The organism is Pseudooceanicola sp. NS-SX8, assembly GCF_057380755.1.
In genome coordinates, this window is sequence record NZ_CM170819.1 from 4,171,207 (window position 1) to 4,194,994 (window position 23,788).

At 65.3% G+C, this 23,788-nt stretch carries 26 protein-coding genes; 16 read left to right on the plus strand and 10 right to left on the minus strand.

What is annotated here, in order from left to right; all coding sequences use genetic code 11:
* Positions 1-7 precede the first annotated feature (7 nt).
* Complete coding sequence (locus AC2IR1_RS19030) at positions 8-901, minus strand: Hint domain-containing protein (protein WP_486473549.1); 894 nt, start codon at positions 899-901, stop codon at positions 8-10.
* A 296-nt stretch (positions 902-1,197) separates the two neighbouring features.
* Between AC2IR1_RS19030 and aroQ the strand changes: the two genes are divergently transcribed.
* Positions 1,198-1,638 (plus strand): type II 3-dehydroquinate dehydratase, encoded by a 441-nt coding sequence (gene aroQ / locus AC2IR1_RS19035; protein ID WP_486473550.1) that lies wholly within the window; start codon positions 1,198-1,200, stop codon positions 1,636-1,638.
* Positions 1,639-1,672: 34 nt separating this feature from the next.
* Here aroQ and AC2IR1_RS19040 read toward each other — a convergent pair whose 3' ends face one another.
* Positions 1,673-2,545, minus strand: coding sequence for a MurR/RpiR family transcriptional regulator (locus AC2IR1_RS19040; RefSeq protein WP_486473551.1), 873 nt, complete (start codon positions 2,543-2,545; stop codon positions 1,673-1,675).
* 136 nt (positions 2,546-2,681) lie between these two features.
* Here AC2IR1_RS19040 and AC2IR1_RS19045 point away from each other — a divergent pair, with 136 nt between their 5' ends.
* The 8 genes from AC2IR1_RS19045 to AC2IR1_RS19080 all read left to right on the plus strand — a co-directional run bounded on the left by AC2IR1_RS19045 (position 2,682) and on the right by AC2IR1_RS19080 (position 11,256).
* Positions 2,682-3,473 carry an N-formylglutamate amidohydrolase gene (locus AC2IR1_RS19045; protein WP_486473552.1) on the plus strand — a complete coding sequence of 264 codons (792 nt, stop codon included), beginning with the start codon at positions 2,682-2,684 and terminating at the stop codon, positions 3,471-3,473.
* Entirely contained in the window at positions 3,470-4,063 is a 594-nt protein-coding gene (locus AC2IR1_RS19050; protein ID WP_486473553.1) for a TRAP transporter small permease subunit, read from the plus strand. Before AC2IR1_RS19045 ends, AC2IR1_RS19050 begins: the two co-directional genes overlap by 4 nt.
* A gap of 1 nt (position 4,064) precedes the next feature.
* Positions 4,065-5,390: a TRAP transporter large permease gene (locus AC2IR1_RS19055; RefSeq protein WP_486473554.1), complete on the plus strand. Its 1,326-nt coding sequence runs from the start codon at positions 4,065-4,067 to the stop codon at positions 5,388-5,390.
* A 60-nt stretch (positions 5,391-5,450) separates the two neighbouring features.
* The gene (locus AC2IR1_RS19060) at positions 5,451-6,488 is read left to right on the plus strand and encodes a TRAP transporter substrate-binding protein (RefSeq protein ID WP_486473555.1); all 1,038 of its coding nucleotides are present in this window, start codon (positions 5,451-5,453) and stop codon (positions 6,486-6,488) included.
* Positions 6,489-6,560: 72 nt separating this feature from the next.
* Positions 6,561-7,922 (plus strand): glutamine synthetase family protein, encoded by a 1,362-nt coding sequence (locus tag AC2IR1_RS19065; protein ID WP_486473556.1) that lies wholly within the window; start codon positions 6,561-6,563, stop codon positions 7,920-7,922.
* A gap of 2 nt (positions 7,923-7,924) precedes the next feature.
* Positions 7,925-9,298, plus strand: coding sequence for an aldehyde dehydrogenase family protein (locus AC2IR1_RS19070; RefSeq protein ID WP_486473557.1), 1,374 nt, complete (start codon positions 7,925-7,927; stop codon positions 9,296-9,298).
* A gap of 16 nt (positions 9,299-9,314) precedes the next feature.
* On the plus strand, positions 9,315-10,460 hold the full coding sequence (locus AC2IR1_RS19075) for an iron-containing alcohol dehydrogenase (protein ID WP_486473558.1): 1,146 nt from the start codon (positions 9,315-9,317) through the stop codon (positions 10,458-10,460).
* 187 nt (positions 10,461-10,647) lie between these two features.
* On the plus strand, positions 10,648-11,256 hold the full coding sequence (locus AC2IR1_RS19080) for a DUF4136 domain-containing protein (protein ID WP_486473559.1): 609 nt from the start codon (positions 10,648-10,650) through the stop codon (positions 11,254-11,256).
* Positions 11,257-11,352: 96 nt separating this feature from the next.
* On the opposite strand, the gene AC2IR1_RS19085 is transcribed toward AC2IR1_RS19080, so the two are convergent.
* Entirely contained in the window at positions 11,353-11,598 is a 246-nt protein-coding gene (locus AC2IR1_RS19085; protein WP_486473560.1) for an accessory factor UbiK family protein, read from the minus strand.
* Positions 11,599-11,731: 133 nt separating this feature from the next.
* Between AC2IR1_RS19085 and lgt the strand changes: the two genes are divergently transcribed.
* From lgt to pgeF, 3 genes are read left to right on the plus strand one after another with little or no spacing between them, the layout of a single operon-like run.
* A complete protein-coding gene (gene lgt / locus AC2IR1_RS19090; protein ID WP_486473561.1) occupies positions 11,732-12,631 on the plus strand; it encodes a prolipoprotein diacylglyceryl transferase in 900 nt (299 codons plus the stop codon).
* Positions 12,628-13,707 (plus strand): class I SAM-dependent methyltransferase, encoded by a 1,080-nt coding sequence (locus tag AC2IR1_RS19095; protein WP_486473562.1) that lies wholly within the window; start codon positions 12,628-12,630, stop codon positions 13,705-13,707. Before lgt ends, AC2IR1_RS19095 begins: the two co-directional genes overlap by 4 nt.
* A 40-nt stretch (positions 13,708-13,747) precedes the next feature.
* Positions 13,748-14,503, plus strand: coding sequence for a peptidoglycan editing factor PgeF (gene pgeF, locus AC2IR1_RS19100; RefSeq protein ID WP_486473563.1), 756 nt, complete (start codon positions 13,748-13,750; stop codon positions 14,501-14,503).
* Positions 14,504-14,629: 126 nt separating this feature from the next.
* On the opposite strand, the gene AC2IR1_RS19105 is transcribed toward pgeF, so the two are convergent.
* The gene (locus AC2IR1_RS19105) at positions 14,630-15,130 is read right to left on the minus strand and encodes an Lrp/AsnC family transcriptional regulator (protein ID WP_486473564.1); all 501 of its coding nucleotides are present in this window, start codon (positions 15,128-15,130) and stop codon (positions 14,630-14,632) included.
* 208 nt (positions 15,131-15,338) lie between these two features.
* Here AC2IR1_RS19105 and trxB point away from each other — a divergent pair, with 208 nt between their 5' ends.
* The 3 genes from trxB (at position 15,339) to AC2IR1_RS19120 (ending at position 18,672) form a co-directional block, all read left to right on the plus strand.
* Positions 15,339-16,280 (plus strand): thioredoxin-disulfide reductase, encoded by a 942-nt coding sequence (trxB, locus tag AC2IR1_RS19110; protein WP_486473565.1) that lies wholly within the window; start codon positions 15,339-15,341, stop codon positions 16,278-16,280.
* Positions 16,281-16,284: 4 nt separating this feature from the next.
* Entirely contained in the window at positions 16,285-16,617 is a 333-nt protein-coding gene (locus tag AC2IR1_RS19115; RefSeq protein WP_486473566.1) for a ribonuclease E inhibitor RraB, read from the plus strand.
* A gap of 342 nt (positions 16,618-16,959) precedes the next feature.
* Positions 16,960-18,672, plus strand: a complete 1,713-nt coding sequence (locus tag AC2IR1_RS19120; protein WP_486473567.1) for a bifunctional sulfate adenylyltransferase/adenylylsulfate kinase — start codon at positions 16,960-16,962, stop codon at positions 18,670-18,672.
* A gap of 190 nt (positions 18,673-18,862) precedes the next feature.
* Here the strand turns inward: AC2IR1_RS19120 and AC2IR1_RS19125 are convergent, their stop codons facing one another.
* A complete protein-coding gene (locus AC2IR1_RS19125) occupies positions 18,863-19,102 on the minus strand; it encodes a DUF1150 family protein (protein ID WP_486473568.1) in 240 nt (79 codons plus the stop codon).
* A 26-nt stretch (positions 19,103-19,128) separates the two neighbouring features.
* A complete protein-coding gene (locus tag AC2IR1_RS19130; RefSeq protein ID WP_486473569.1) occupies positions 19,129-19,542 on the minus strand; it encodes an Hsp20 family protein in 414 nt (137 codons plus the stop codon).
* A gap of 163 nt (positions 19,543-19,705) precedes the next feature.
* Between AC2IR1_RS19130 and AC2IR1_RS19135 the strand changes: the two genes are divergently transcribed.
* Complete coding sequence (locus AC2IR1_RS19135; RefSeq protein WP_486473570.1) at positions 19,706-19,930, plus strand: YdcH family protein; 225 nt, start codon at positions 19,706-19,708, stop codon at positions 19,928-19,930.
* An 88-nt stretch (positions 19,931-20,018) separates the two neighbouring features.
* On the opposite strand, the gene AC2IR1_RS19140 is transcribed toward AC2IR1_RS19135, so the two are convergent.
* The 4 genes from AC2IR1_RS19140 to AC2IR1_RS19155 all read right to left on the minus strand — a co-directional run bounded on the left by AC2IR1_RS19140 (position 20,019) and on the right by AC2IR1_RS19155 (position 23,707).
* Entirely contained in the window at positions 20,019-21,092 is a 1,074-nt protein-coding gene (locus AC2IR1_RS19140; RefSeq protein ID WP_486473571.1) for a 5-(carboxyamino)imidazole ribonucleotide synthase, read from the minus strand.
* Positions 21,085-21,573: a 5-(carboxyamino)imidazole ribonucleotide mutase gene (purE, locus tag AC2IR1_RS19145; RefSeq protein WP_486473572.1), complete on the minus strand. Its 489-nt coding sequence runs from the start codon at positions 21,571-21,573 to the stop codon at positions 21,085-21,087. Before purE ends, AC2IR1_RS19140 begins: the two co-directional genes overlap by 8 nt.
* 423 nt (positions 21,574-21,996) lie before the next feature.
* Positions 21,997-23,145: an alpha-D-ribose 1-methylphosphonate 5-triphosphate diphosphatase gene (locus AC2IR1_RS19150; protein ID WP_486473573.1), complete on the minus strand. Its 1,149-nt coding sequence runs from the start codon at positions 23,143-23,145 to the stop codon at positions 21,997-21,999.
* Between the two features lie 40 nt (positions 23,146-23,185).
* Complete coding sequence (locus AC2IR1_RS19155; RefSeq protein ID WP_486473574.1) at positions 23,186-23,707, minus strand: GNAT family N-acetyltransferase; 522 nt, start codon at positions 23,705-23,707, stop codon at positions 23,186-23,188.
* Positions 23,708-23,788: the final 81 nt, after the last annotated feature.

A 23,788-nucleotide genomic window follows, 5' to 3' on the forward strand; every position in this document is an offset into this window, starting at 1 on the left:
GTGACCGTCAGCCCGCAGGAACGGGAGAGGGCCGAAACCGGCCGAAGCTTTGCACAAGGTCCTCGGCGGACATCATGGCGCGCAGGAGCCGGCTTTCATACCCCGTCAGGCCGATCCGAACGCTGCGCGCCGTCTGCAGGCTCACCTGCTTGCCCCCTGCGCCGCGGCGCCTGGCCTCTGCCTGCTCTTCGGCCGTCAGTTCACAAAGCGCGACAGGCGCTGCGCATTCCAGCCCCATGTCCCCCAGGTCCAGGACCTGGTAGTCCCGAAACAGCAACAGGACGAGATCCAGATCCCCTGTCGGCTTGCGGGTCACCCTGTCGCCGTCCAGCAGATGCCGGGCGGTGACCACCGCCTGGTCCCTGCCGAAGAGCAACCGGATTGCCTGATCAACCAGGACAAGATGCTGGGACGGCGCAAGCAAGGCTGCGGTATGGTTCCCGATGGCTCCAGGCCGCAGGAGGATTGGCGCGCTCTTTCCCTGCCCCGCCACCTTTCGGCGCCCGGCCCACAGCAATTTCTGGGGTCCGTTGTCGAGCGTATTCACCTCATCGCCCGGGCGCAGGCTTTCAATCCGGCGCATCCCGCGCGGGGTACCCACCATGGTACCGGGCATGAAGGAGGTCGCATGATCCACGGAAAACAGCCTGAGCCGCCCGTCGACCCGCATGGTCCCGACACGGCGGCCAGCAAAAGGGCTTTCGGTCTCTGCAACGGGGCCCTCTGCATCGAAGGCGAGCCTGCGATCCAGACCGCCGCCATCCACGCCTTCCAGGCATCTGCGCAAGGGCTTGGCAACGTAGTCCCAGGGTTGAGGCGCGGCACCATAGCCGGACTGTCCCTCATGAGCGGATCCGAAGACCCGCGCGACTCCCGCGCAGGGGTTTCCCCAGCTTTTCATTCCGTCTACCCCCTGTGGCTTTGCGCCAGTCTGGTCGGAGCCTCTTTGGGCCGTTGGGGGGATCATAACCATTCCGCGATGGCCAAAATGGGTGGGCTTGCGGGTCAATGAGTGGCTCAATTGTGGCGAAAACCGGGCACCGACACCTTAATGTCGCCTCAGAAGATTGACCGACGGATCAAAACCCGCAGAAGGCGAACGCGGCGCCAAATGGCGGCGCGACTTGCGGTCCCGCGCCCGGAACTCTAGGGAAGTGCAGGCACCACGGCATCCGTGGCTCGGCAAGGAGGACCCACATGGCGGCGAAGATCCAGATCATCAACGGCCCGAACCTCAATCTCCTCGGCAAACGCCAACCGGAGATCTACGGGCATGAAACGCTCGACGACATCGCCCGCGACTGTGAAGCAGTGGCGGCCGACCTGGGTCTGGAGCTGGACTTCTACCAGTCGAACCACGAAGGCGGCATCATCGACTGCATCCATGCCGCGCGCGGCACCTGCGAAGGCATCGTCATCAACCCCGGTGCCTACACCCATACCTCGGTTGCCATCCTCGATGCCCTGAATGCCTTCGAAGGCCATGTGATCGAGTGCCATATCTCCAACGTGCACAAGCGGGAAAGCTTCCGCCACCACTCCTACGTGTCGCTACGTGCGGACGGGGTGATCGCGGGCTTCGGCACCCAGGGCTATCAACTGGCACTCCGGCGCCTTGCGGTGCTGACCGCGGGGTGACCCAATTGCGGGGCGTTGCCTGACCCAGACGGGGTCAGGGCCCCGACCTGAAGACCCGGGTGGTGGAGAACATCGCCTCAAGTTCATCCAGGCGTTCCCGGCTTTCATCCCAGCGTTTCGCCTGAACCTCGGCGATCAGCGCTTCGACCACGGCCATGATCGCGATCGTGCTGTCCCAGTTCGACGGCGCTTCGACCTGCAGGTGGAAGACATGGCTGGCGACCCGGCCAATGGGCGATCCCCACTGATCGGTGAAAAGAACGATGGTGGCACCCCGTTCCTGCGCCAACTCCGCAAAGCGCAGCAGGTCCTTTTCATAGCGGCGGATGTCGAACAGCACGAGCACCGCTTCGGCCCCCATGTCCAACAGGTAGTGCGGCCAGACGTTCGGGCCCTGATCCAGCAGGGTCACACCGGCCCGGATGATCTGCATGTGATTGTGGAAATAGGCCGCCACGGATCCGGTGATACGCCCGCCGAGGAAGTAGGCAGGCCGCTCCGTATCCGAAAGCAGATCCGCCACTTCGTCGAAGGTCGCGGGGTCCATCCTTTCCAGTGAGCGGGTGAGGTTGCCGATCACCGCATCGGCGAAGCGATGCAGCACATGCCCGTCCCCGCCGCGCGCGTCCCGCTTCAACGCGGGCGCCTTGATCCTGTCCGCCACCTCGTCCCGCAGGGCATTCTGGAATTCGGGATAGCCTTCGAAACCAAGCTTTCGCGCCATCCGAATGACCGTAGGCGTAGAGACATGCGCCTGTTCCGCCAGCTTGGTGACCGATTGCATCCCGGCCATCGGATAGTCCTTCAAAAGGACCTCGCTCACCCGCAGTTCCGCAGCCGTCAGATGCAGCGTGCCCGAGGTTATGAGCTGCCGGACAGAGGGGGGCTCCTCCCGCGTTCGGGGCATCCGAGCATGATCTGCCTGCTTATTGCCCAAGGTCTCCATCCGGCTCTGTAGCAATAACTACAAACTAGCCACGACCTGTAGTCATGTCTACAGAAATGAATTGACAGGTCGGTGCGCGCGCGGTTTCCCTGCGCCCATGGTGGGCAATGACTCTCATATCCTGGACACGTCCTTCGGACCCGCGGCAGAGGTGATCCTCCCCGAGGGGACCGGACCTATCGTGCTGAGCTGCGAACACGCGAGCCCGGCCATCCCCGCATCGCTGAACGGCCTGGGCCTGTCCGAAGAGGACAGGCTGAGCCACGCGGCCTGGGACCCGGGCGCGCTGGCCCTGGCGCTGGAGATCTCGGACCGGATGGGTGCGCCGCTGGTCGCCTCCCGCGTGTCCAGACTTGTCTACGACTGCAACCGCCCTCCCTCCTCCGACAGCGCGATGCCGCAACAGTCCGAGGTGATCAGGGTGCCCGGCAACCAGGACATGTCCCAAGAGGAACGCGATGCGCGCGTGTCCGAGGTCTATCGCCCCTTCCAGGAGGCGCTTGGCACCACCCTGGACCGGCACGGCGGAGCCCTGGTGACCATCCACTCCTTTACGCCCACCTGGTTCGGAACTCCGCGGTCCACCGAAATCGGTCTGCTGCACGACAGCGACGCGCGACTGGCACTGGCCCTGATGGAAAGCTGGGATGGCCCCTGCAAGGCAGAGCTCAACGCCCCCTACTCCGCGACCGATGGCGTAACCCACACCCTGCGTGAACATGCGATCGCCCGCGGCCGGCTCAACGTGATGATCGAAGTCCGCAACGACCTGATCGCCGATGCAGATGGCGTGGCCGCAGTGGCAGAGCAGCTCTGCGCGGCGCTGAGCCGTTCGCTGGCAAAGCTGGCGACCTGCGAAGGCCCGGCAGAGACCGGAGCGCAGGCATGAAACTGATGCGTGGCTACATTCGCTGGATCGATGGAATGAACTGGCTCATCGGCCGCATCGCCATGTTCGGCCTGTTCGTGCTGATGGGGATCCTGCTGTGGTCCTCGATCTCCAAGACCTTCTTCCTGCCGTCCCTCTGGACGCTCGAGATGGCCCAGTTCGTCATGGTGGCCTACTACCTGATCGGGGGCCCCTACTCGATCCAGCTTGGATCCAACGTGCGGATGGACCTGATCTATTCGGAGCTGTCGGACCGCAGGAAGGCCTGGCTCGATGCCTTCACCGTGTTCTTCCTGATCTTCTACCTCGGGGTGATGATCTACGGCGGCCTGGCCTCCCTCGCCTATTCCCTCGGCAACTTCATGGATCCGCCCCTGCAATGGTTCGCCGGGCTGATCGGCGCCTTCTTCAGCGGCGGACCCGATGCTGCTGCCGAAAAGCTGGGCTACCTCGAACGCTCCCCCTCCTCCTGGAAACCAATCATGTGGCCCATCAAGCTCATCACCGTCATCGGCCTGTTCCTGATGCTGCTGCAGGTCCTGTCGGAGTTCTTCAAGGACATCCTGCGCCTGCGCGGCGAGGAGATCTGAGATGTCCTATGAACTGATCGCCCTTCTGATGTTCTCCACCATGATGCTGATGCTGCTGACTGGTCAGCGTGTCTTCGGCGCAATCGGTTTCGTCGCCGTGGTCGCGGCGCTGCTGCTCTGGGGGGACAGGGGCGGCTACGACCTGGGCTACGGGGCCCTCATGAAGCTCATGAAGTGGTACCCGATGCTGACGCTGCCGATGTTCGTCTTCATGGGCTACGTTCTGTCCGAGAGCAAGATTGCCGACGACCTCTATCGCATGTTCCACGTCTGGATGGGCGGGGTGAAGGGAGGCCTGGCAATCGGCACGATCGGCCTGATGGTTCTCGTCTCCGCCATGAACGGGCTGTCCGTGGCCGGCATGGCCATCGGCTCCACCATTGCGCTGCCGGAGCTGCTGAAGCGGGGCTACGACAAGAAGATGGTGACCGGGGTGATCCAGGCGGGATCCTCGCTCGGGATCCTCGTGCCGCCTTCCGTGGTGCTGGTCCTCTACGCCATGATCGCGCGTCAGCCCGTGGGCCAGCTCTGGCTCGCCGGCGTCGGCCCGGGCCTGATGATGGCCGCGCTTTTCATCCTCTACATCGTCATCCGCTGCCACCTGAACCCGACCCTTGGCCCGACCCTTTCGGAGGACGAACGCGCCGAAGTCACCCGGGCGGAAAAGATGCGCCTGCTGCGCGCGGGCCTGCTGCCCGTCGGCATCTTCGCCGTGATGATGATCCCCTTCGTGAAGGGCTGGACCTCTCTGGTCGAGGCCTCCGCCATTGGCGCGATCGCCGCCTTCCTTGCCGCCGTGCTGAAGGGGCGGATGTCCTGGAAGATCTTCGAAACGGCGACCCGGAACACGCTTGGCATTTCCTGCATGTTCATGTGGATCATCCTGGCCGCCCTCGCCTTCGGCGCCGTCTTCGACGGGTTGGGCGCGGTCAAGGCGATCTCCTTCCTCTTCACCGACAAGCTGGGCCTCAGCCCCTGGATGATCCTGATCATCATGCAGCTGAGCTTCCTGGTGATGGGCTCGTTCCTCGACGATACGGCCATGCTGGTCATCGTGGCGCCACTCTACGTGCCGCTGGTGGGCGAACTGGGCTTCGACCTGGTCTGGTACGGCGTGCTCTACACGATCACCTGCCAGATCGCCTACATGACGCCGCCCTTCGGCTACAACCTCTTCCTGATGCGCGCCATGGCGCCGCCGGAAATCTCGCTCAAGGACATCTACGGCTCCATCGCGCCCTTCGTCAGCGTGATGGTGCTGGCGCTGATCATCGTGATGATCTTCCCCGAGATTGCCACCTGGCTGCCAAACTACGTCTACCAATAACAAAACCAGACCCCGCAATCGAAGCGGGGCGTTCGATCAACCTCAATAGGGAGTACCCACATGACCAACAGACGTTCCTTCCTCCGCGGCGCCGCCATGGCGGCTCCCGCGGCCCTGGCCGCGCCGGCCGTCCTGCGCGCCCAAGAAGCCATCAAGTGGCGCTTCCAGACCTACGCCGGTTCGGCCCTGGGTCAGGAAGTCACCAAGCCCGCCATCGACGCGATCAACGCCGCGGCACAGGGCGAGCTGGAAATCGAACTCTACTACGCCGACCAGATCGTCCCCACGGGCGAGCTGTTCCAGGCGCTGCAGCGCGGCACCATCGACGGCGTCCACTCGGACGACGACTCCATGGCCTCGCCGACCCCGCTGCGCCAGTTCGGCGGGTACTTCCCGCTGGCCACCAAGCACGCGCTCGACGTGCCGGTCCTCTTCAAGCAGTACGGCCTGGCGGAGATCTGGGAAGAGGAATACGCCAAGGTCGGCGTCAAATGGCTCTCCGCCGCGGGCCAGGACCCGTGCAACTTCAACACCAAGAAGGAAGTCACCTCGCTGGCCGACCTCGAGGGGCTGAAGCTCTATACCTTCCCGACCGCCGGTGAATTCCTGTCGCAGTTCGGCGTGGTGCCGGTGAACATCCCCTACGAGGACGCACAGGTCGCCGTTCAGACGGGCGAGCTGGACGGCATGGCCTGGTCGGGTATCACGGAAGACTACACCGTGGGCTGGGCCGATGTGACCGACTACTTCCTGACCAACAACATCTCGGGCGCCTGGATCGGCTCGTTCTTCGTGAACCAGAAACGCTGGGCCGACCTGCCGGAGCATCTGAAGGTCATCGTCTCCTCCTGCATCGAAGCCTCGCACACCTACCGCAACCAGTGGTACTGGGGTGGGGAAGCCCGCCTGCGTGCCCAGGGCGACAAGCTGCAGCTGCGTTCGATCCCCGCCGAGGAGTGGAAGCAGGTCGAAGATGCCGCTGTCACCTTCTGGGACGAGATGGCGGAGCAAGGCGAAGTGGCCGCGAAGCTGGTGCAGATCTTCCGCGACTACAACGACGTCATCTCGAAGGCAGGCCCGCCCTACACCTTCGGCTGATCGCCGCTTCAGCGATGGAATATCGAGGCGGCCCTCCCGGGCCGCCTCTTGCAGGTCAGGAGGAATGAGAAAATGGCTGCGCTGACATTCGAGAAACTGAAGGAGCAGGTGACCGCGGGGGAGATCGACACGGTTCTTGCCTGCGTCATCGACATGCAGGGCCGCCTGATGGGCAAACGGTTCCACGCGGCGCATTTCATAGGCTCCGCCTGGGAAGAAAGCCATTGCTGCAACTACCTGCTGGCCACCGACCTGGAGATGTACACCGTCGAAGGCTATGCCGCGACCAGCTGGGCGGGCGGCTACGGCGACTACGTGATGAAGCCGGACCTGTCGACGCTGCGCCCCGCGCCATGGCTCGACGGAACCGCGATCGTGCTTTGCGACATCCAGGATCACCACCACCACGCCCCGGTGCCCCACTCCCCCCGCGCCATGCTGAAGGCACAGATCGCCCGGCTGGAGGGCATGGGCTATGCCGCCAAGATGGCAACCGAACTGGAATTCTTCCTGTTCGAGAAGAGCTTTGACGAGATCCGCAAGTCCGGGTTCAAGGACCTGGAAACCCTGTCTCCCTACAACGAGGATTACTCGATCCAGCTGTCCCTGCGGGACGAAGTCGTCCTGCGGCCCGTGCGCAACGCGCTCTATGCCATGGGGATCCCTGTCGAGAACACGAAGGGGGAGGCCGAGACGGGCCAGGAAGAGCTGAACATCCGCTACGACGAGCCGCTCCTCGCGGCCGATTACCATGCGCTGGCGAAACATGTGGTGAAGGACGTCGCCCTGCTGAAAGGCCATGCCGCCAGCTTCATCCCGAAGTGGCACCCGCAGAAAGTCGGCTCCTCCGCGCATATCCACCAGTCGCTCTGGAAGGACGGCACCAGCGCCTTCTACGATCCCGAGGACAGCCTTGGCATGTCCGCCCTGATGAAGAGCTACTGCGCCGGCATCATCAAGTACGCGCCGGAGTACACCTTCTTCCTTGCCCAGAACATCAACAGCTACAAGCGCTTCCAGGCGGGGAGCTTCGCGCCGACCAAGGCAGTCTGGTCCGTGGACAATCGCACCGCGGGCTTCCGCCTGTGCGGCGAAGGATCCAAGGCCGTGCGCATGGAATGCCGGATCCCCGGCTCCGACGTGAACCCCTACCTGGCCATGGCGGTGCAGCTGGCGGCCGGCATCAAGGGTATCGAAGAGGGGCTTGAACTGGCCCCGCCGGCGACCGGCGACGTCTACGAACAGGGCGCCGTGCCCGAGGTTCCTTCCACGCTGCGGGCCGCCCGCGAAACCATGACCAACTCTACCTTCCTGCGCGAAGCCTTTGGCGACGCGGTCGTCGATCACTACACCCGCGCCGCCGACTGGGAGCAGGAGGCCTTTGACGCGGTCGTGACCGACTGGGAAATTCAACGCGGATTCGAAAGAGCATGACGATGAGCAAAGTGGACCTGATCTCTCCCATCGACGGGTCGGTATACCTGACGCGCGACTACCTGAGCGAAGAGGCCGCCCGTGCGGTGGCTGCAGCGGCCCGCGCCGCGCAACCCGCCTGGGCCGCCATGCCGCTGTCCGAGCGGACCGACAGGGTGATGAAGGCCGTCGCGATCATCGGTGAACAAACCGACCGGATGGCAGAGGAACTGGCACACCAGATGGGGCGCCCGGTGCGCTACGGCGGGGAATTCGGCGGTTTCAACGAACGCGCCAGCTACATGGCCTCCATCGCCGAGGACGCCCTCGCCCCCCTGGTGATCGAGGAAAGCAACGCCTTCACCCGCAAGATCACGCGCGAGCCTCATGGCGTGGTCTACGTGATCGCGCCCTGGAACTACCCTTACATGACGGCGATCAACACGGTGGCCCCCGCCCTGATCGCAGGCAATACCGTGGTGCTGAAGCACGCCACCCAGACCCTGAAGGTCGGCGAACACCTGGCAGAGGCCCTGCATGCCGCCGGCGTGCCCGCCGAGGTGTTCCAGAACATCGTCATCAGCCATGACACAAGCTCCGCCCTGCTGGCGGACAAGTGCTTCGACTTCATCAACTTCACCGGCTCCGTCGCAGGCGGCCGCGCGGTGGAACGCGATGCGGCAGGCACCTTCACCCCCGTCGCGACGGAACTGGGCGGCAAGGATCCGGGCTACGTCCGCTCCGATGCCGACCTGGACGCGGCCGTGGACGGGTTGATGGACGGGGCCATGTTCAACGCGGGCCAGTGCTGCTGCGGGATCGAACGGATCTACGTGCACGAAAGCCTCTACGACGCCTTCGTCGAGAAGGCCGTCGCCTGGGTGAAGGCACAGAAGCTGGGCAATCCGCTGGATGCCGAAACCACCATCGGCCCGATGGCCAACGTCCGGTTCGCAGGCACCGTGCGGGCACAGATCCAATACGCCGTGGCCGAAGGCGCCAAGGCGCTGATCGAGACGATGCCCGCCGACGATGGTGGCGCCTACTTGACGCCGCAGATCCTGACCGGCGTGACCCATGACATGGAAGTCATGCGCGAAGAAAGCTTCGGCCCCGTCGTCGGCATCATGCCGGTGAAGGACGACGAAGAAGCCATCGCGCTGATGAACGACTGCCAGTACGGCCTGACCTGCGCCGTCTTCACCAGGGACGTCGAGGCGATGAACGCCATCGCACCGCGCCTGCAGACCGGCACGGTTTTCATGAACCGCTGCGACTACCTCGACCCGGCGCTCTGCTGGACGGGGTGCAAGAACACCGGCCACGGCGCCGGCCTGTCGGTGCTGGGCTTCCAGGCCCTGACCCGTCCGAAGTCGCATCACTACCGCAAATCCTGAGTATCGGAGCCACACCATGTCTCTTACCGGTAACTGGTCCTACCCCACCGCCATCCGCTTCGGCGCCGGTCGTATCGCGGAAATCGCCTCGGCCTGTGCGGCCGCGGGCATCAAGAAGCCCTTGCTGGTGACCGACCGTGGCCTCGCCACGATGGCGATCACCACGAACACTCTCGACCTGCTGGAGGCTGCGGGCCTTGGCCGGGCGATGTTCTCCGGCGTGGATGCCAACCCGACGGAAAAGAACCTCGACGAGGGGCTGAAGGTCTACCGCGAGGGCGGCCATGACGGCGTGATCGCCTTTGGCGGCGGCTCGGGCCTCGACCTGGCGAAGATGGTCGCCTTCATGTCCGGTCAGACCCGCCCGATCTGGGACTTCGAGGACATCGGCGACTGGTGGACCCGCGCCGACCCGGCGGGCATCGCGCCCATCGTCGCCGTGCCGACAACCGCCGGCACCGGATCGGAAGTGGGCCGCGCCTCGGTCATCACCAACTCCGAAACCCACGTGAAGAAGATCATCTTCCACCCGAAGGTCCTTCCTGCGGTCGTGATCTGCGATCCGGAGCTGACCGTGGGCATGCCGGGCTTCATCACCGCGGGCACCGGGCTTGATGCCTTCGCCCACTGCGTCGAGGCCTTCAGCAGCCCCCATTACCACCCGATGTCCCAGGGCATCGCGCTGGAGGGCATGCGGCTGGTCATCGACTTCCTGCCCCGCGCCTTCGAGGACGGCACCGATATCGAGGCCCGTGCTCAGATGATGTCAGCCGCAATGATGGGCGCCACCGCCTTCCAGAAGGGGCTTGGCGCGATCCACGCGATCTCCCACCCGGTGGGCGCGATCTTCAACACGCACCACGGTACCACCAACGCCGTCTGCATGCCCGCCGTCCTGCAACTGAACGCCGACAAGATCCGCACCCGCTTTGACGAGGCGGCGCCCTACCTTGGTATCGAAGGCGGTTTCGATGGCTTCTGCAACTACGTGCAGAAACTGAACGACCGCCTGGGAATTCCGCGCAAGCTGTCGGACATGGGCGTGGACGCGGCACGGATCGACGACATCGTCGCCATGGCGCTGGAGGATCCTTCCTGCGGCGGCAACCCGGTGCCGCTGACCGCCGAAAACCTGAAACCGGTGGTAGAAGCCTGCATCTGACCCGTCCAGGATGGACACCAGAACGCCCGCCACCCGGCGGGCGTTTTCGTTTGGCAGCAAGGGCCGTTTGGCCACCCCGGCCCGATCGGCCAAAGATGGCCGATCGGCAAATGCATGCCGGTCATGCGGTTTCAATCGGCGACATCCCCCTTACGTTGGACAGCGACAGATATCGGAAGTTCCCACCATGAAACCACTACGCTTGATTGCCGCAGGCCTTGCCCTGTCGCTGGTCGCGGCCTGTTCCACCGTATCCTCCAATACCCAGGGCTATTCGGCCATTCCGGCGGACATCACGCCCCGGACCGTCCACATCGCCGCCGCCGACTGGATGGACGGCGACAGCCTGTCCTTCCAGAGCAATGCAACACTCCTGGCAGGCGTCCTCGCGGAGCGGGGCTTCACCTCGGTCCCGGCCTCTGACGCACGACTTCTGGCAAGCTTCAGCTACCAGACGCATCCCGCCATCACCAAGACCTACGTCACCCGCGAACCCGTGCGGCGCATCACGACCGAGTCGGTCTCCGACGGCCACGGCGGCACGACGGACAAGCGCGTGACGGAAACGGTGGGCTATCGCACCGTTCGGCACGAACAACTGGTCTACCCCCGGGTCGCACGTCTGACCATGACCGACGCGCAGAGTGGCAAACAGGTCTACGACGGCAGCGTCACGAGCGAGGACAACTGCACGCAGGATCCTCTGGTCTACAAGCTGATGCTGGAATCCTTGCTGAAGGACTTCCCGGCGGCCCAGCACGGGCGGGTCAGCATGACCGCGAAGGACAGCTGCTGATCGCGGCGGCGACGCCGCAGGATCCGCCAGCAAGAATGCAAAAGCCCCGCCGGATCGGCGGGGCTTTCCTTTTCGGATTCGGATCTAGATCCGGGCTTATTCCGCCTTGCCTTCCAGCGCATCGAGCCGCGCTTTCAGCGCCTCGTTCTCCTCACGCGCTTTCTGAGCCATGGCGCGCACGGCGTCGAATTCCTCACGCGTGACGAAATCGCGATCGGCAAGCCAGCGGTCCACCATGGAATTGAAAGCGGTCTCGGCTTCGTCCTTGGCGCCCTGGGCCACGCCCATGGCATTGGTCATCAGCTGCGACATGTCGTCGAAGAACTTGGAACGGGTCTGCATGGGTCTCTCGCATCTCGTGTTGGGTTACCTGCAATATGGTCCCTGCGGCGCCCGGCCTCAACCCGTCGTGATCAGATCACCTCTGCGCGCAGCCGCTTGACAGCTGAACCTGCCCACGGGCAGATAAGCCCCGATGCGAGCCGTGATCCCCTTCCCCGACATCTCCCCCGAGATTTTCTCCGTGCAGCTTTTCGGCATGGAATTTGCCCTGCGCTGGTACGCGATGGCCTACCTTGTCGGGCTGATCCTCGGCTACCTGATTGCCCGCGCCGCGCTTGGCCGCGGGCGGCTCTGGCCACAGGACACCGCGCCGATGAAGCGCGAACAGCTGGACGACCTGCTTACATGGATGGTGGTGGGCATCATCCTGGGCGGGCGCCTGGGCTATGTGCTGTTCTACCAGCCTGCCTACTACCTGTCCCACCCGGCAGAGATCCTGCAGATCTGGCAGGGGGGCATGTCCTTCCACGGTGGTTTCCTGGGTGTCTGCGTGGTGGCCCTCATATTCTGCCGACGCGGGGCGATTCCCCTGGGATCCCTGGCCGACATGCTGGCGCTGTCGACGCCGTCGGGCCTGATGCTTGGCCGGATCGCGAACTTCATCAACGGTGAGCTCTGGGGGCGGCCTTCCGACGCGCCCTGGGCCGTGATCTTCCCCGGCCAACTGGCCCAGACCTGCCCCGGCTTTGCCTCCCCCTGCGCCCGCCATCCTTCGCAGCTTTACGAAGCCGGGCTGGAGGGCCTTCTGCTGGGCCTCCTTCTGATCGCCCTGGCCTTCGGCACCCGGACCCTGAAGGCCCCGTGGCGCCTGACCGGTGTCTTCCTGACAGGCTACGGGATCGCCCGTTTCGTGGTCGAGTTCTTCCGGCTGGCCGACGAACAGTTCATCACGCCGGACAATCCGCATGGCCATGTCCTCAGCCTGACGGACACCATCGGGATCACCATGGGCCAGGCCCTGTCGCTGCCGATGATCCTCGCCGGGCTCGTCATCATCGCCCTGACCTTCCGCAAGGCAGCGCCGGGCGCATGACGGCACTGGCCCTCAGACTGGCGGAGCGTATCAGGAAGGAAGGCCCGCTGACGCTGGACGCCTACATGCGTGCCTGCCTGCTGGACCCCGACGACGGTTACTACACGACCCGCGACAGTATCGGCGCCACGGGCGATTTCACCACCGCCCCCGAGATCAGCCAGATGTTCGGCGAATTGCTTGGCCTGACGCTGGCGCAGACCTGGCTGGACCAGGGGCGCCCCTCCGCCTTCGTCCTGGCCGAGCTTGGCCCCGGGCGCGGGACGCTCATGGCCGATCTCCTGCGCGCAACCGCAGGCGTTCCGGGCTTTCACGACGCCATGACGCTGGTCCTGGTCGAAGCATCGCCGCGCCTGCGCGACCTGCAGCGGGAGCGGCTCTCCGGCCATGCCGTCCAGTGGACGAGCGACCTTTCCGACCTGCCGGCGCTTCCCCTGTTCCTGGTCGCGAATGAATTCTTCGACGCCCTGCCGATCCGACAGTTCCGCCGCGCCTCCGGGCCCCACTGGGAAGAGCGTCAGGTCGTCGCCTCTGCCCAGGGGCTGCAGCCCGGCTGGGGCCCTGCAGGCCCCCGACCCGACCTGGACTACCGGCTGGGCGACACAACCGAAGGCGACATCGTGGAAACCTCTCCGGAGGCGCCCGCCTGGATGGCGACTATAGGTCAGCACCTTGCCCGTCACGGTGGGGCGGCGCTGATCCTCGACTACGGCGACTGGCGCTCGGGCGGAGATACCTTCCAGGCGCTGCGACACCACGGCTACGCCGATCCCTTCGCCGCCCCCGGCGAGGCGGACCTGACCGCGCATGTCGATTTCGCCGAACTGGCCCGAGCCGCCCTGCCGGCCCAGGCAACCCGGCTGGAAACCCAGGGCGTCTTCCTGGAAAGGCTGGGCATCACGGAACGCGCAAGAGCCCTGGCCGGGCACCTGAGCGGCCCTGCGCTTGACGCGCACGTGACCGCACATCGCCGCTTGACCCACCCCGATGAAATGGGGACGCTCTTCAAGATTCTGGCGCTCGTCCCGCCGGGGCAACGCCCGCCACCCGGCCTGCAACCCGGCGTCAGCTTCTAACCCCGCAATGACCGTCCCAAGAGCCGATCGACCCGAGACCATGACCCTGGAAATCCTCACGTCCCCGCTCCTGCGCCCTGTGCGGCACGGCTTCTTCACTCGCAAGGGAGGCGCGTCCTCCGGCATCTTCGCGGGGCTCAACTGCGGCAGCGGATCTTCCGACCAGGCAGAGATCGTGGCGATCAACCGGGCGCGCGTCGCCCAGGCGATGGAGGTCGCGCCGGACGCGCTGACCGGTGTGCGCCAGGTCCATTCTGCCTGCGTGGTCCCTGTCACTACCCCAATGTCGCCCGCGCCGGAAGCCGATGCCATGGTCACCGCCACCCCGGGAGTCGCCCTAGCCGTCCTTACCGCGGATTGCCAGCCTGTCCTCTTCGCGGATGCGGAGGCGGGCGTGATCGGCGCGGCCCATGCCGGCTGGCGCGGGGCCATCGACGGCGTGCTGGAGGCCACCGTGGATGCCATGGTCGATCTCGGGGCCGAGCGCGGCAACATCCGCGCCGTGATCGGGCCCACCATCAGCCAGCGTGCCTATGAGGTCGGTCCGGAGTTCCTGGATGACTTCATGATCGAAGATCCGGACAACAGCCGCTTCTTCATCAATGGCGAGGGCGACCGCTACCAGTTCGACCTGCCGGCCTTCGGCCTTCACCGCCTGCGCTCTGCCGGTATCGGCGACGCTGAGTGGACCCGCCACTGCACCTATTCCGACCCGGAGCGGTTCTTCTCCTACCGGCGCTCCTGCCACGCGGGCGAGGCCGACTACGGGCGGCTGATCTCCGTCATCCGCCTCTGATCCGGAAAGACCGCCGCGACCGCCTGCAACCGGAACCCGGCCCGGGATCGCCGCGCCAAAACGAGAAAGCCCCGCTCGATGCGGGGCTTTCTCGTGTCTGCCTTGCACTGCGAGTGCGTCGTACCGTCAGGCGTCGCGCGCCAGGCGCTCTTCCAGGATGTCGAAAGGCACCCCGGGTTCATCCTTCGCGCCACGGATCACCAGAGAGGTCTTCACGCTCGCCACGTTCTCCGCCGAGGTAAGCTGCCCTGTCAGGAAGCTCTGGAAAGTCGAAAGATCGGGTGCCACGCATTTCAGGATGAAATCCACTTCGCCGTTCAGCATGTGGCACTCCCGGACCAGCGGCCAGGACCGGCAGCGTTCCTCGAAGGCGACGAGATCCGCCTCTGCCTGGCTCTGCAGCCCGACCATGGCGAAAACCTGCACCTCGAACCCCAGTTCCCGCGCATCCACCTCGGCGTGGTAGCCACGGATGTAACCGGCCTCTTCCAGGGTGCGGACGCGGCGCAGACAGGGCGGCGCCGAAATGCCGACACGCTTTGCCAGCTCCACATTGGTCATGCGGCCGTCCGCCTGCAGCTCGGCCAGGATTTTTCTGTCGATTGGGTCCAGTCTGGTTCCAGGCATTCTCAACTCCGGGAATTTGCAATTCTTATAGCACCCGCGGGAGCGTGCGCAATAAAGTTTCCCAACCGCGCAAGATAAGGTCGCGGCAGATGCTGCTCATGCAGCATTGATGAGCGGACTGCAAGCACCGCTGTGCGTCAGTGGCATCCTTGCGCCCACAGGGGGCGGCGACTAAGTAGGCAGAAGCTTTTTTGAAGGGGATGCCGCCATGTCCGAGACGCGCAAGACCAAGGTTCTGATCATCGGCTCCGGCCCGGCCGGCTACACCGCCGGCGTCTATGCCAGCCGTGCCATGCTGGAACCGATCCTGGTGCAGGGGATCGAACCCGGTGGCCAGCTGACCACCACCACCGAGGTGGAGAACTGGCCCGGCCAGACCGAGGTTCAGGGCCCTGACCTGATGATGAACATGGAAGCGCACGCCCGCGCCATGGGGACCGAGATCGTGTCCGACATCATCACCGACCTCGACCTGTCGAACCGGCCCTTCGTGGCCAGGGGCGACTCGGGCACGGAATACGTGGCCGATGCCGTGATCCTTGCCACCGGCGCCCGCGCCAAGTGGCTGGGCCTCGAGTCCGAGGAAGCCTTCAAGGGCTTCGGCGTTTCCGCCTGCGCCACCTGCGACGGTTTCTTCTATCGCGGACAGGAAATCGTGGTGATCGGCGGCGGCAACACCGCGGTCGAAGAGGCGCTCTTCCTGACCAACTTCGCCTCCAAGGTGACGCTGATCCACCGTCGGGACGAGCTGCGGGCCGAAAAGATCCTAATCGATCGCCTGATGAAGAACCCCAAGATCGAACCGCTTTGGAACCACCAGCTGGAAGAGGTCGTGGGCGAGGACAATCCCAAGGGCGTCGAATCCGTGAAGGTCAAGCACGTCCAGACCGGCGAAATCACCGAGATCCCCTGCAAAGGTGTCTTCGTCGCCATCGGTCACGCACCGGCATCCGAACTGGTCAAGGACCAGCTGGAGCTGCACAACGGCGGCTATGTCGCGGTGAAGCCCGGCTCGACCGAAACCTCCGTTCCGGGTGTCTTTGCGGCCGGCGACCTGACCGACCACAAGTACCGCCAGGCGGTGACCAGCGCCGGCATGGGCTGCATGGCCGCTCTCGACGCGGAACATTTCCTCGCGGCGCAGGACTGACACCGTGACGCACGACTTCGACGCCCAGAAGGCCGAAACCCGCGCGGTCTATTCCGAGCTGCAGGCCGAACACGACCTGCCCGACATGGCAGACGTCGATTACTTCTTCGTCCCCGGCTCGGAGGAGGCCGACTGGCGTCCGCTGGCCGAAGCCCTGACCATTCAGGGCTTCGACTGCCTCTACTACGATGAGGACGAGGGCGAACCGCCCTACCTCTGCGCGACGCTGCCCGATCAGGCGATTTCCGCCGACGGAATCTGGATCGGCGAGGAAACCGCCACCCGGACAGCGCTTGACCACGGCTTCCGCCCGGATGGCTGGGGACTGGAAGCCTGAGCGCGTAGCGCGCCCGGATTTTCCGCGTCTGACTGAACGGACAGGCGCACCGACCACCTCAAGTTGCAGCCCGGCCCCCGACAAGGGGCCGGGCTGTTGCGTTTCGCCACCCGGCGAAAAACCGCTGTTCCATGTCGGACGCCCAAGAGGAAAATCGCCCTTTAGTTGACCACCAATTGGCGGAAAATCGTCTGACATAGCGCTGCAGTGCGGCACGATCGCTTTGATTATACGCCATCGAACAACTGAGTGTTGAATTCCTCGCTCGCTCCGGTCTAGTTGCGGAATTATCGCCGTGTGGTCCTTCACGGCCATTTACACCTTCAAAAACAAGGTACATTCATGCCCACGTCCAATCTCGCTCCGATCCCCGAGCTATTCGTTTCTTATGACTCCGCTCAGAAGCTTAAGGTCGAAGCCGCCGACCTCGTCTCCTGGGATCTGACCCCGCGACAGATCTGTGACCTGGAACTGCTGATGAATGGCGGTTTCAACCCGCTGAAGGGCTTCCTGACCGAGGAAGACTACAACGGCGTTGTCGAGAACATGCGCCTGGCAAACGGCTCCCTCTGGCCGATGCCGATCACCCTGGACGTGTCCGAGGAATTTGCCTCTAAGCTGGAAGCTGGCCAGGACATCGCCCTGCGCGATCAGGAAGGCGTCATTCTCGCCACCATGACCGTCACCGACAACTGGACCCCGAACAAGGCCGTCGAAGCCGAAAAGGTGTTCGGCGCCGACGATGAGGCCCACCCCGCAGTGCACTACCTGCACAACGTCGCCGGCAAGGTGTACCTGGGCGGCCCCGTGACCGGCATCCAGATGCCCGTGCACTACGACTTCAAGGCCCGCCGCGATACGCCGAACGAACTGCGCGCCTACTTCCGCAAGATGGGCTGGCGCAAGGTCGTGGCCTTCCAGACCCGCAACCCGCTGCACCGCGCGCACCAGGAACTGACCTTCCGCGCCGCCCGCGAAGCCCAGGCCAACCTGCTGATCCACCCGGTTGTCGGCATGACCAAGCCCGGTGACGTCGATCACTTCACCCGCGTGCGCTGCTACGAAGCTGTCCTGGACAAGTACCCGGCTGCCACGACCTCCATGTCGCTGCTGCCGCTGGCCATGCGCATGGCGGGCCCGCGCGAAGCTGTCTGGCACGGCCTGATCCGCAAGAACTACGGCGTGACCCACTTCATCGTCGGCCGCGACCACGCCGGCCCCGGCTCCAACAGCCAGGGCGAAGACTTCTACGGCCCCTACGATGCGCAGGAGCTGTTCAAGGCGAACGAAGAGGAAATGGGCATCCAGATGGTGCCGTTCAAGCACATGGTCTACGTGCAGGAACGCGCCCAGTACGAGCCCAACGACGAGATCGCCGACAAGGACAAGGTCACGATCCTGAACATCTCCGGCACGGAACTGCGCCGTCGTCTGGCCGAAGGCCTGGAGATCCCCGAGTGGTTCTCCTTCCCCGAGGTCGTGGCCGAGCTGCGCAAAACCAAGCCGCCGCGTTCCAAGCAGGGCTTCACGGTGTTCTTCACCGGCTTCTCCGGCTCCGGCAAGTCGACCATCGCGAACGCGCTCATGGTCAAGCTGATGGAAATGGGCGGCCGTCCGGTGACCCTGCTTGATGGCGACATCGTGCGGAAGAACCTGTCGAGCGAGCTTGGCTTCTCCAAGGAGCACCGTGACCTGAACATCCAGCGGATCGGCTACGTCGCATCCGAGATCACCAAGAACGGCGGTATCGCCATCTGTGCGCCGATCGCCCCCTATGCCGCCACCCGCCGCATCGTGCGCGAGGGTATCGAACAGTATGGCGCCTTTGTCGAAGTGCACGTCGCGACCTCCATCGAGGAATGCGAAAAGCGTGACCGCAAGGGTCTCTACAAGCTGGCGCGCGAAGGCAAGATCAAGGAGTTCACCGGGATCTCCGACCCCTACGATGTGCCCGAGCACCCCGAGCTGCGCCTGGAAACCGAAGGCACCGAGGTCGACAACTGCGCGCATCAGGTTCTTCTGAAGCTGGAAAGCATGGGCCTGATCAGCGGCTGAAGCCCCTGAAATCGGTTGAAAATCTGAACGCCCCGGTCCTTTGGCCGGGGCGTTTTCGTTGGGCCTGAGAAGCGTCCCCTACCCTGCCGCCCCAGTAGAGCGGCTCGGGACAGGACCGGACAAAACAAAAGGCCCGCCGTTCACCGGCGGGCCGCGTTCTGTCGTCTTCAGGCCCCCATGGGGCGGAGGTTCAGTGTACCGTCACCGGCGCCAGGTCATTCTGGCGCGCCAGGATGAAGGCCAACTCCCGGTCCTTCACCAGTGCCAGCCGCTCACCCGAGGCATTGTGCACCGCAAAGAGCGTATCCACGCCCGGAACCTGCTCACGCACTTCCTCGGGCAGTTCCGCCGCGGCAACCGGGCGGACATAGACGATGTTTGCGGGCTCTGCACCGGCTGCGCCGTCTTCGAATTCGTACTTGGTATTCATGGCTTTACCCCTTTCTACGCTCGACCTCAGCCACGCCGGATCGAGATCTGCTGGATCACCCGCTCCGGTTCTGCCCGGCTGAGATCCACATGCAGCAGACCGTTTTCCATCACGGCCTCGCCGACTTCGACGCCCTCTGCCAGCACGAAGCTGCGCTGGAACTGCCGCGCCGCGATCCCCCGGTGCAGGAAGATGCGGCCGTCACCATCCTCCCCCTGTCGCCCCCGGATGACCAGCTGGCGGTCCTCCAGCGTGATGGCCAGGTCTTCTTCGGCGAAGCCCGCCACGGCGAGGGTGATGCGGTAGGAATTCTCGGATGTCTGTTCGATGTTGAAGGGCGGATACCCTTCGTTGCCGGACTTGGCGCTGCGTTCCAGCAGCCTTTCCAGCTGTTCGAACCCGAGGAGATAGGGGTGCGACCCCAGGGTCAACTTGCTCATTTCAAAGCGTCCTTGGCTTTAAGCGACGACTCTGCATGGTCCCCCGATCGCGGCAGGACCTGCCCTTCCAATATGGGGAGCAGCCCAGTGCCCTGCAAGGCTTTTGCGAATTCGGCGCTTTGCGATATCCTGAAGATCCGTGCCACCGCAGAGCGAATCAGCCATGAATGCCTTCACCGACATCTCCATGAAGACCGACGAGGTGCTGCGGATCGAGCTGGAGGTCTTCCGGAGGGAACACCGCGACCTGGACGAGGCGATCAAGGCCCTGGAAGAACAGACCTTTCCCGACCGGCTGATGGTGCAGCGGCTGAAGAAGAAGAAGCTGATGCTGAAGGATCAGATCGCGGTCATCGAAGATCGCCTGACCCCCGACATCATCGCCTGATCCCGGCGCATCCGGCCAGACGACAAAAGGCGCCCCGGTTTCCCGAGGCGCCCTTTTCATGTCTGGATTTGCCCGCTCTGCCCGTGGGTTACCCCAGGGGCTTCACCAGGTTCACATGGCCCATCTTGCGGCCGGCGCGGGTTTCGGCCTTGCCGTAGAGGTGCAGCGCGGCGCCGGGGCGGGCGGCCAGTTCGGGCACGCGGTCCATGTCGTCGCCGATCAGGTTTTCCATCACCACGTCGGAATGGCGCTGACCATCGCCGAGCGGCCAGCCGGCCACGGCGCGGATGTGCTGCTCGAACTGGTCAACGGTGCAGCCATTCTGGGTCCAGTGGCCGGAATTATGCACCCGGGGCGCGATTTCGTTCACCACAAGCCCCTGCGGCGTCACGAAAAGTTCCACCCCCATGACGCCCACGTAGTCCAGCGCGCCCAGGATCTTCGCCGCCAGCAGAACCGCATCGGTCCGCAGCCGCGCCGGCAGGGAAGAGGGCACGGTGGTGGTCCGAAGGATCCCGTCGCCGTGGACATTCTCCCCCGGGTCGAAACAGGCCACGGCACCGTCAAGCGCACGCGCACCGATCACCGAAACCTCTGCGCTGAAGTCCACGAAACCTTCGAGCACCGCGGGGGCGCCGTTGAGCTCTGCCAGGGCCTCTGCCGCGTCTTCGGGGGTCTTGATGCGAACCTGCCCCTTGCCGTCATAGCCGAAGCGGCGGGTCTTCAGGATGGCCGGCGCGCCGAAGTCTGCCAGCGCGGCCCGCAGCGATGCCAGGTCGGTGATATCGGCGTAAGGTGCTGTTTTCAGGCCGAGATTCGACAGATAGTCCTTCTCCGTCAGGCGGTCCTGCGACACGCGCAGCGCCTCCCGGCCGGGACGGATCGGGCGGATCGCCTCGATCACGTCAAGGGCGGAGGTCGGGATGTTCTCGAACTCGTAGGTCACCACATCGACGGCTTCGGCGAAGGCGCGCAGGGCCTCGGCATCCTCGTAGCTGGCGGTGGTGACGGCATGGGCAACATCGCCCGCGGGCGGGTTGGCGCCCGGTTCGAAGATATGTGCCTTCAGCCCGAGGCGGGAGGCCGCGACGGCGAGCATGCGGCCCAGCTGGCCACCGCCCAGGATGCCGATGGTGGAACCGGTGGGAAGGGCGTCAGTCATCGGAAGGCTCATCGGGAATGGAGGCCGAAAGCGCCTCGCGCCAGGCGTCGAGACGGGCGGCAAGTTCAGGGTCGGAGATCGCCAGGATGCCCGCGGCCATCAGCCCCGCATTGGCGGCCCCGGCGGCGCCGATCGCCATGGTGGCGACGGGAAAACCCTTTGGCATCTGGACGATAGAGTAGAGGCTGTCGACACCGGAGAGCGCCCGGGTCTGCACCGGAACGCCGATCACCGGCACCCGCGTCTTGGAGGCCATCATGCCCGGCAGGTGCGCGGCACCGCCGGCACCGGCGATGATCACGTGCAGCCCGCGGTCCGCCGCGGCCTTGCCGTAGGACCAGAGCCTGTCCGGCGTGCGGTGCGCCGAGACGATCTTCGCCTCGTAGGGCACGCCCAGCTCATCCAGGATGTTGGCTGCTTCCTTCATCGTGGGCCAGTCGGACTGGCTGCCCATGATGATACCGACCTTGATAGCACTCATCTGCTGCCTCCACAGGGGATCCGGAGACGAGACTTATAGAGGTTTTGCGCCCGGGAGCAATGCGGGGTGAAGGAGAGATGAACCCGGCGAACACAACGTCGGTACTGCAGTGCAGCGAATCGACCGGCGGGAGCCATGGTTAACAGGGGTTTCGGGGCGAAATCGCAACGTCGGTATCACGTCGGTATTACGTCGGTATCGCGGCGGTGCAGCGCGCGGCGAAGCGCCCGGGTTAACGCGGCGCACGCAGGGGATCGGCGCAGGGGATCGGCCTTGCGGCCGATGGCCTCCGGCGGGAGTATTTTCAGCCGTCGAATGGGGCAGGGTCGTGCAGGAAGGCGCGGCGTTGCGGCTTTTTCCGGCCGGAACCGTGCGGGGGGACGCCGGGGGGGTGGGGGACGGCCCCCTGCCCCCGGCCTCGGGTCAGGCGAAGAAGCGGGGGGCGAGGTCGGCGCCGAGCCAGGCGAGGCGGCCCGCCGCGAAGGTTGCGCCGATGCGGCCCGTGGCCGGGTCCAGCACCACGAGATCGGCGCGCTTGCCGTCTTCCAGCGTGCCGCGATCTGTCAGCCCCAGCAGCGCGGCGGGACCGGCGGAGACCAGCGCCCAGGCGGCTTCGATCCCCAGGCGGTCGGCCAGTTTCAGCGCCGCCTGGCGCGGGGCGGGGTAGTGGTAGTCGGAGGCCAGCGCGGTGCAGAGCCCTTCGGCCACCAGATCGGCGGCGGAGACCTTGCCCGCGTGGGAGCCGCCGCGCACCACGTTGGGCGCGCCGAGGATCACCGGATCGCCTGCAGCGGTGGCCTCTGCCGCCGCGGCGCGGGTTTCGGGGAATTCGGAGATCGTCGCGCCAAGCGCGCGCCAGTGCTGGCGATCTTCCACGGTGGCGTCGTCGTGGCTGCCGAAGCGCAGGCCGGGGTGGGCGGCGATGAAGGCGCGGACCGCTGCGGGCATTTCCGGCAGGCGGGCGTGGAGGGCCTGCATCAGGGACAGGTGCGCCTCCGGACTGCGGCCGGATTTCAGCGCCTGCCCGGCGAGGCGGGGCGGTTTGCGGCCAGTGGCGAGCCGTTCGTGCGGCAGGTGGTCGTTGAAGACGACATAGCCGATGTCGTGGGCGGCGATCAGCGCGGCGGCGCGGGGGTAATCGTCGATCAGCGCGGCTTCGAGCCGGAGTTGCAGCCGCAGGTCGAGCGGCTGGGTGGGGGTGAAGCGGGCATGGGCCGCGCACATCGCCTCGGCGAAGTCGGGACTGCGCATGCCGCCTTCCCAGGAGAAGAACTGCGCCAGCATGGCGGTGGTGATGCCGTTGGCCGCCAGTTCGGCGGCAGCCATGGCCAGACCGTCTTCGAGGTTCGATAGCGCACCGCGCCGGGGCGCCAGGTGGCGTTCGAAGCCGTCGCCATGGGGGTCGACGATGCCTGGCAGGACCCACCAGCCGGAGAGGTCGACCGCACGGCCGGGGGCACCGGGCACGCAGAGGCCACCGGCCAACCCCAGGGGCGCGTCGGAAAACCCGCCGGGCCGCAGGACGCGGGCGCCGGTGAGGTGCAGCGGGGAAAGGGGCGCAGGAGCGGTCATGCCGCCCGGGTTAGCGCCCCCGCGCCGAAAGCGGAAGGGGTCAGTTGGTGGGCTGCAGGCCCAGTTCGTGGAAGGCCGGCGGGTAGACCAGGTGCTCCGTCGCGAAGGCGGTGCCCGGCGCGATCGGGTAGAGCAGCGTGTTGGAGGCGTCGTAGGGCGTGGTCAGGTTTTCCGCCGACTTGTAGGTGAAGCCGAAGCGCTGGTAGTAACGCCCGTCGCCCAGCACGGTGATCGCCTTGGCCCCGGCGCGGCGGGCATAGTCCAGCCCGTAGCGCACCAGGTCGGCGCCGATGCCCTTGTCGCGCCAGGTCGGCAGCACGCCGAGCGGCGAGACGGCGAACCAGCCTTCGGGCGACAGGTGCTTGCAGAAGCCGATGTAGCCCACGACATGGCCGTCGTGCAGGCCCACGAGTTCGACCCCCATGTGCCCCGCCCGGCGCAGCGCCTGGACAAGCTGGGCCTGGGCCGGCCCTTCGTAGGCCAGGGTCAGCAGGTTGCCGACACCAAGGTCATTGGACGGCGTGTAGAGCTGGTGAGTGATATCCGGTTTGCGGCGGGCCATAGGAGCTCCATCGGGAGGGAGGTGGGGTTCCCGGGTCGGGGAGCGGGGGTGCCGCCCGGCCAACCAGTTGCTTCCAGTTAG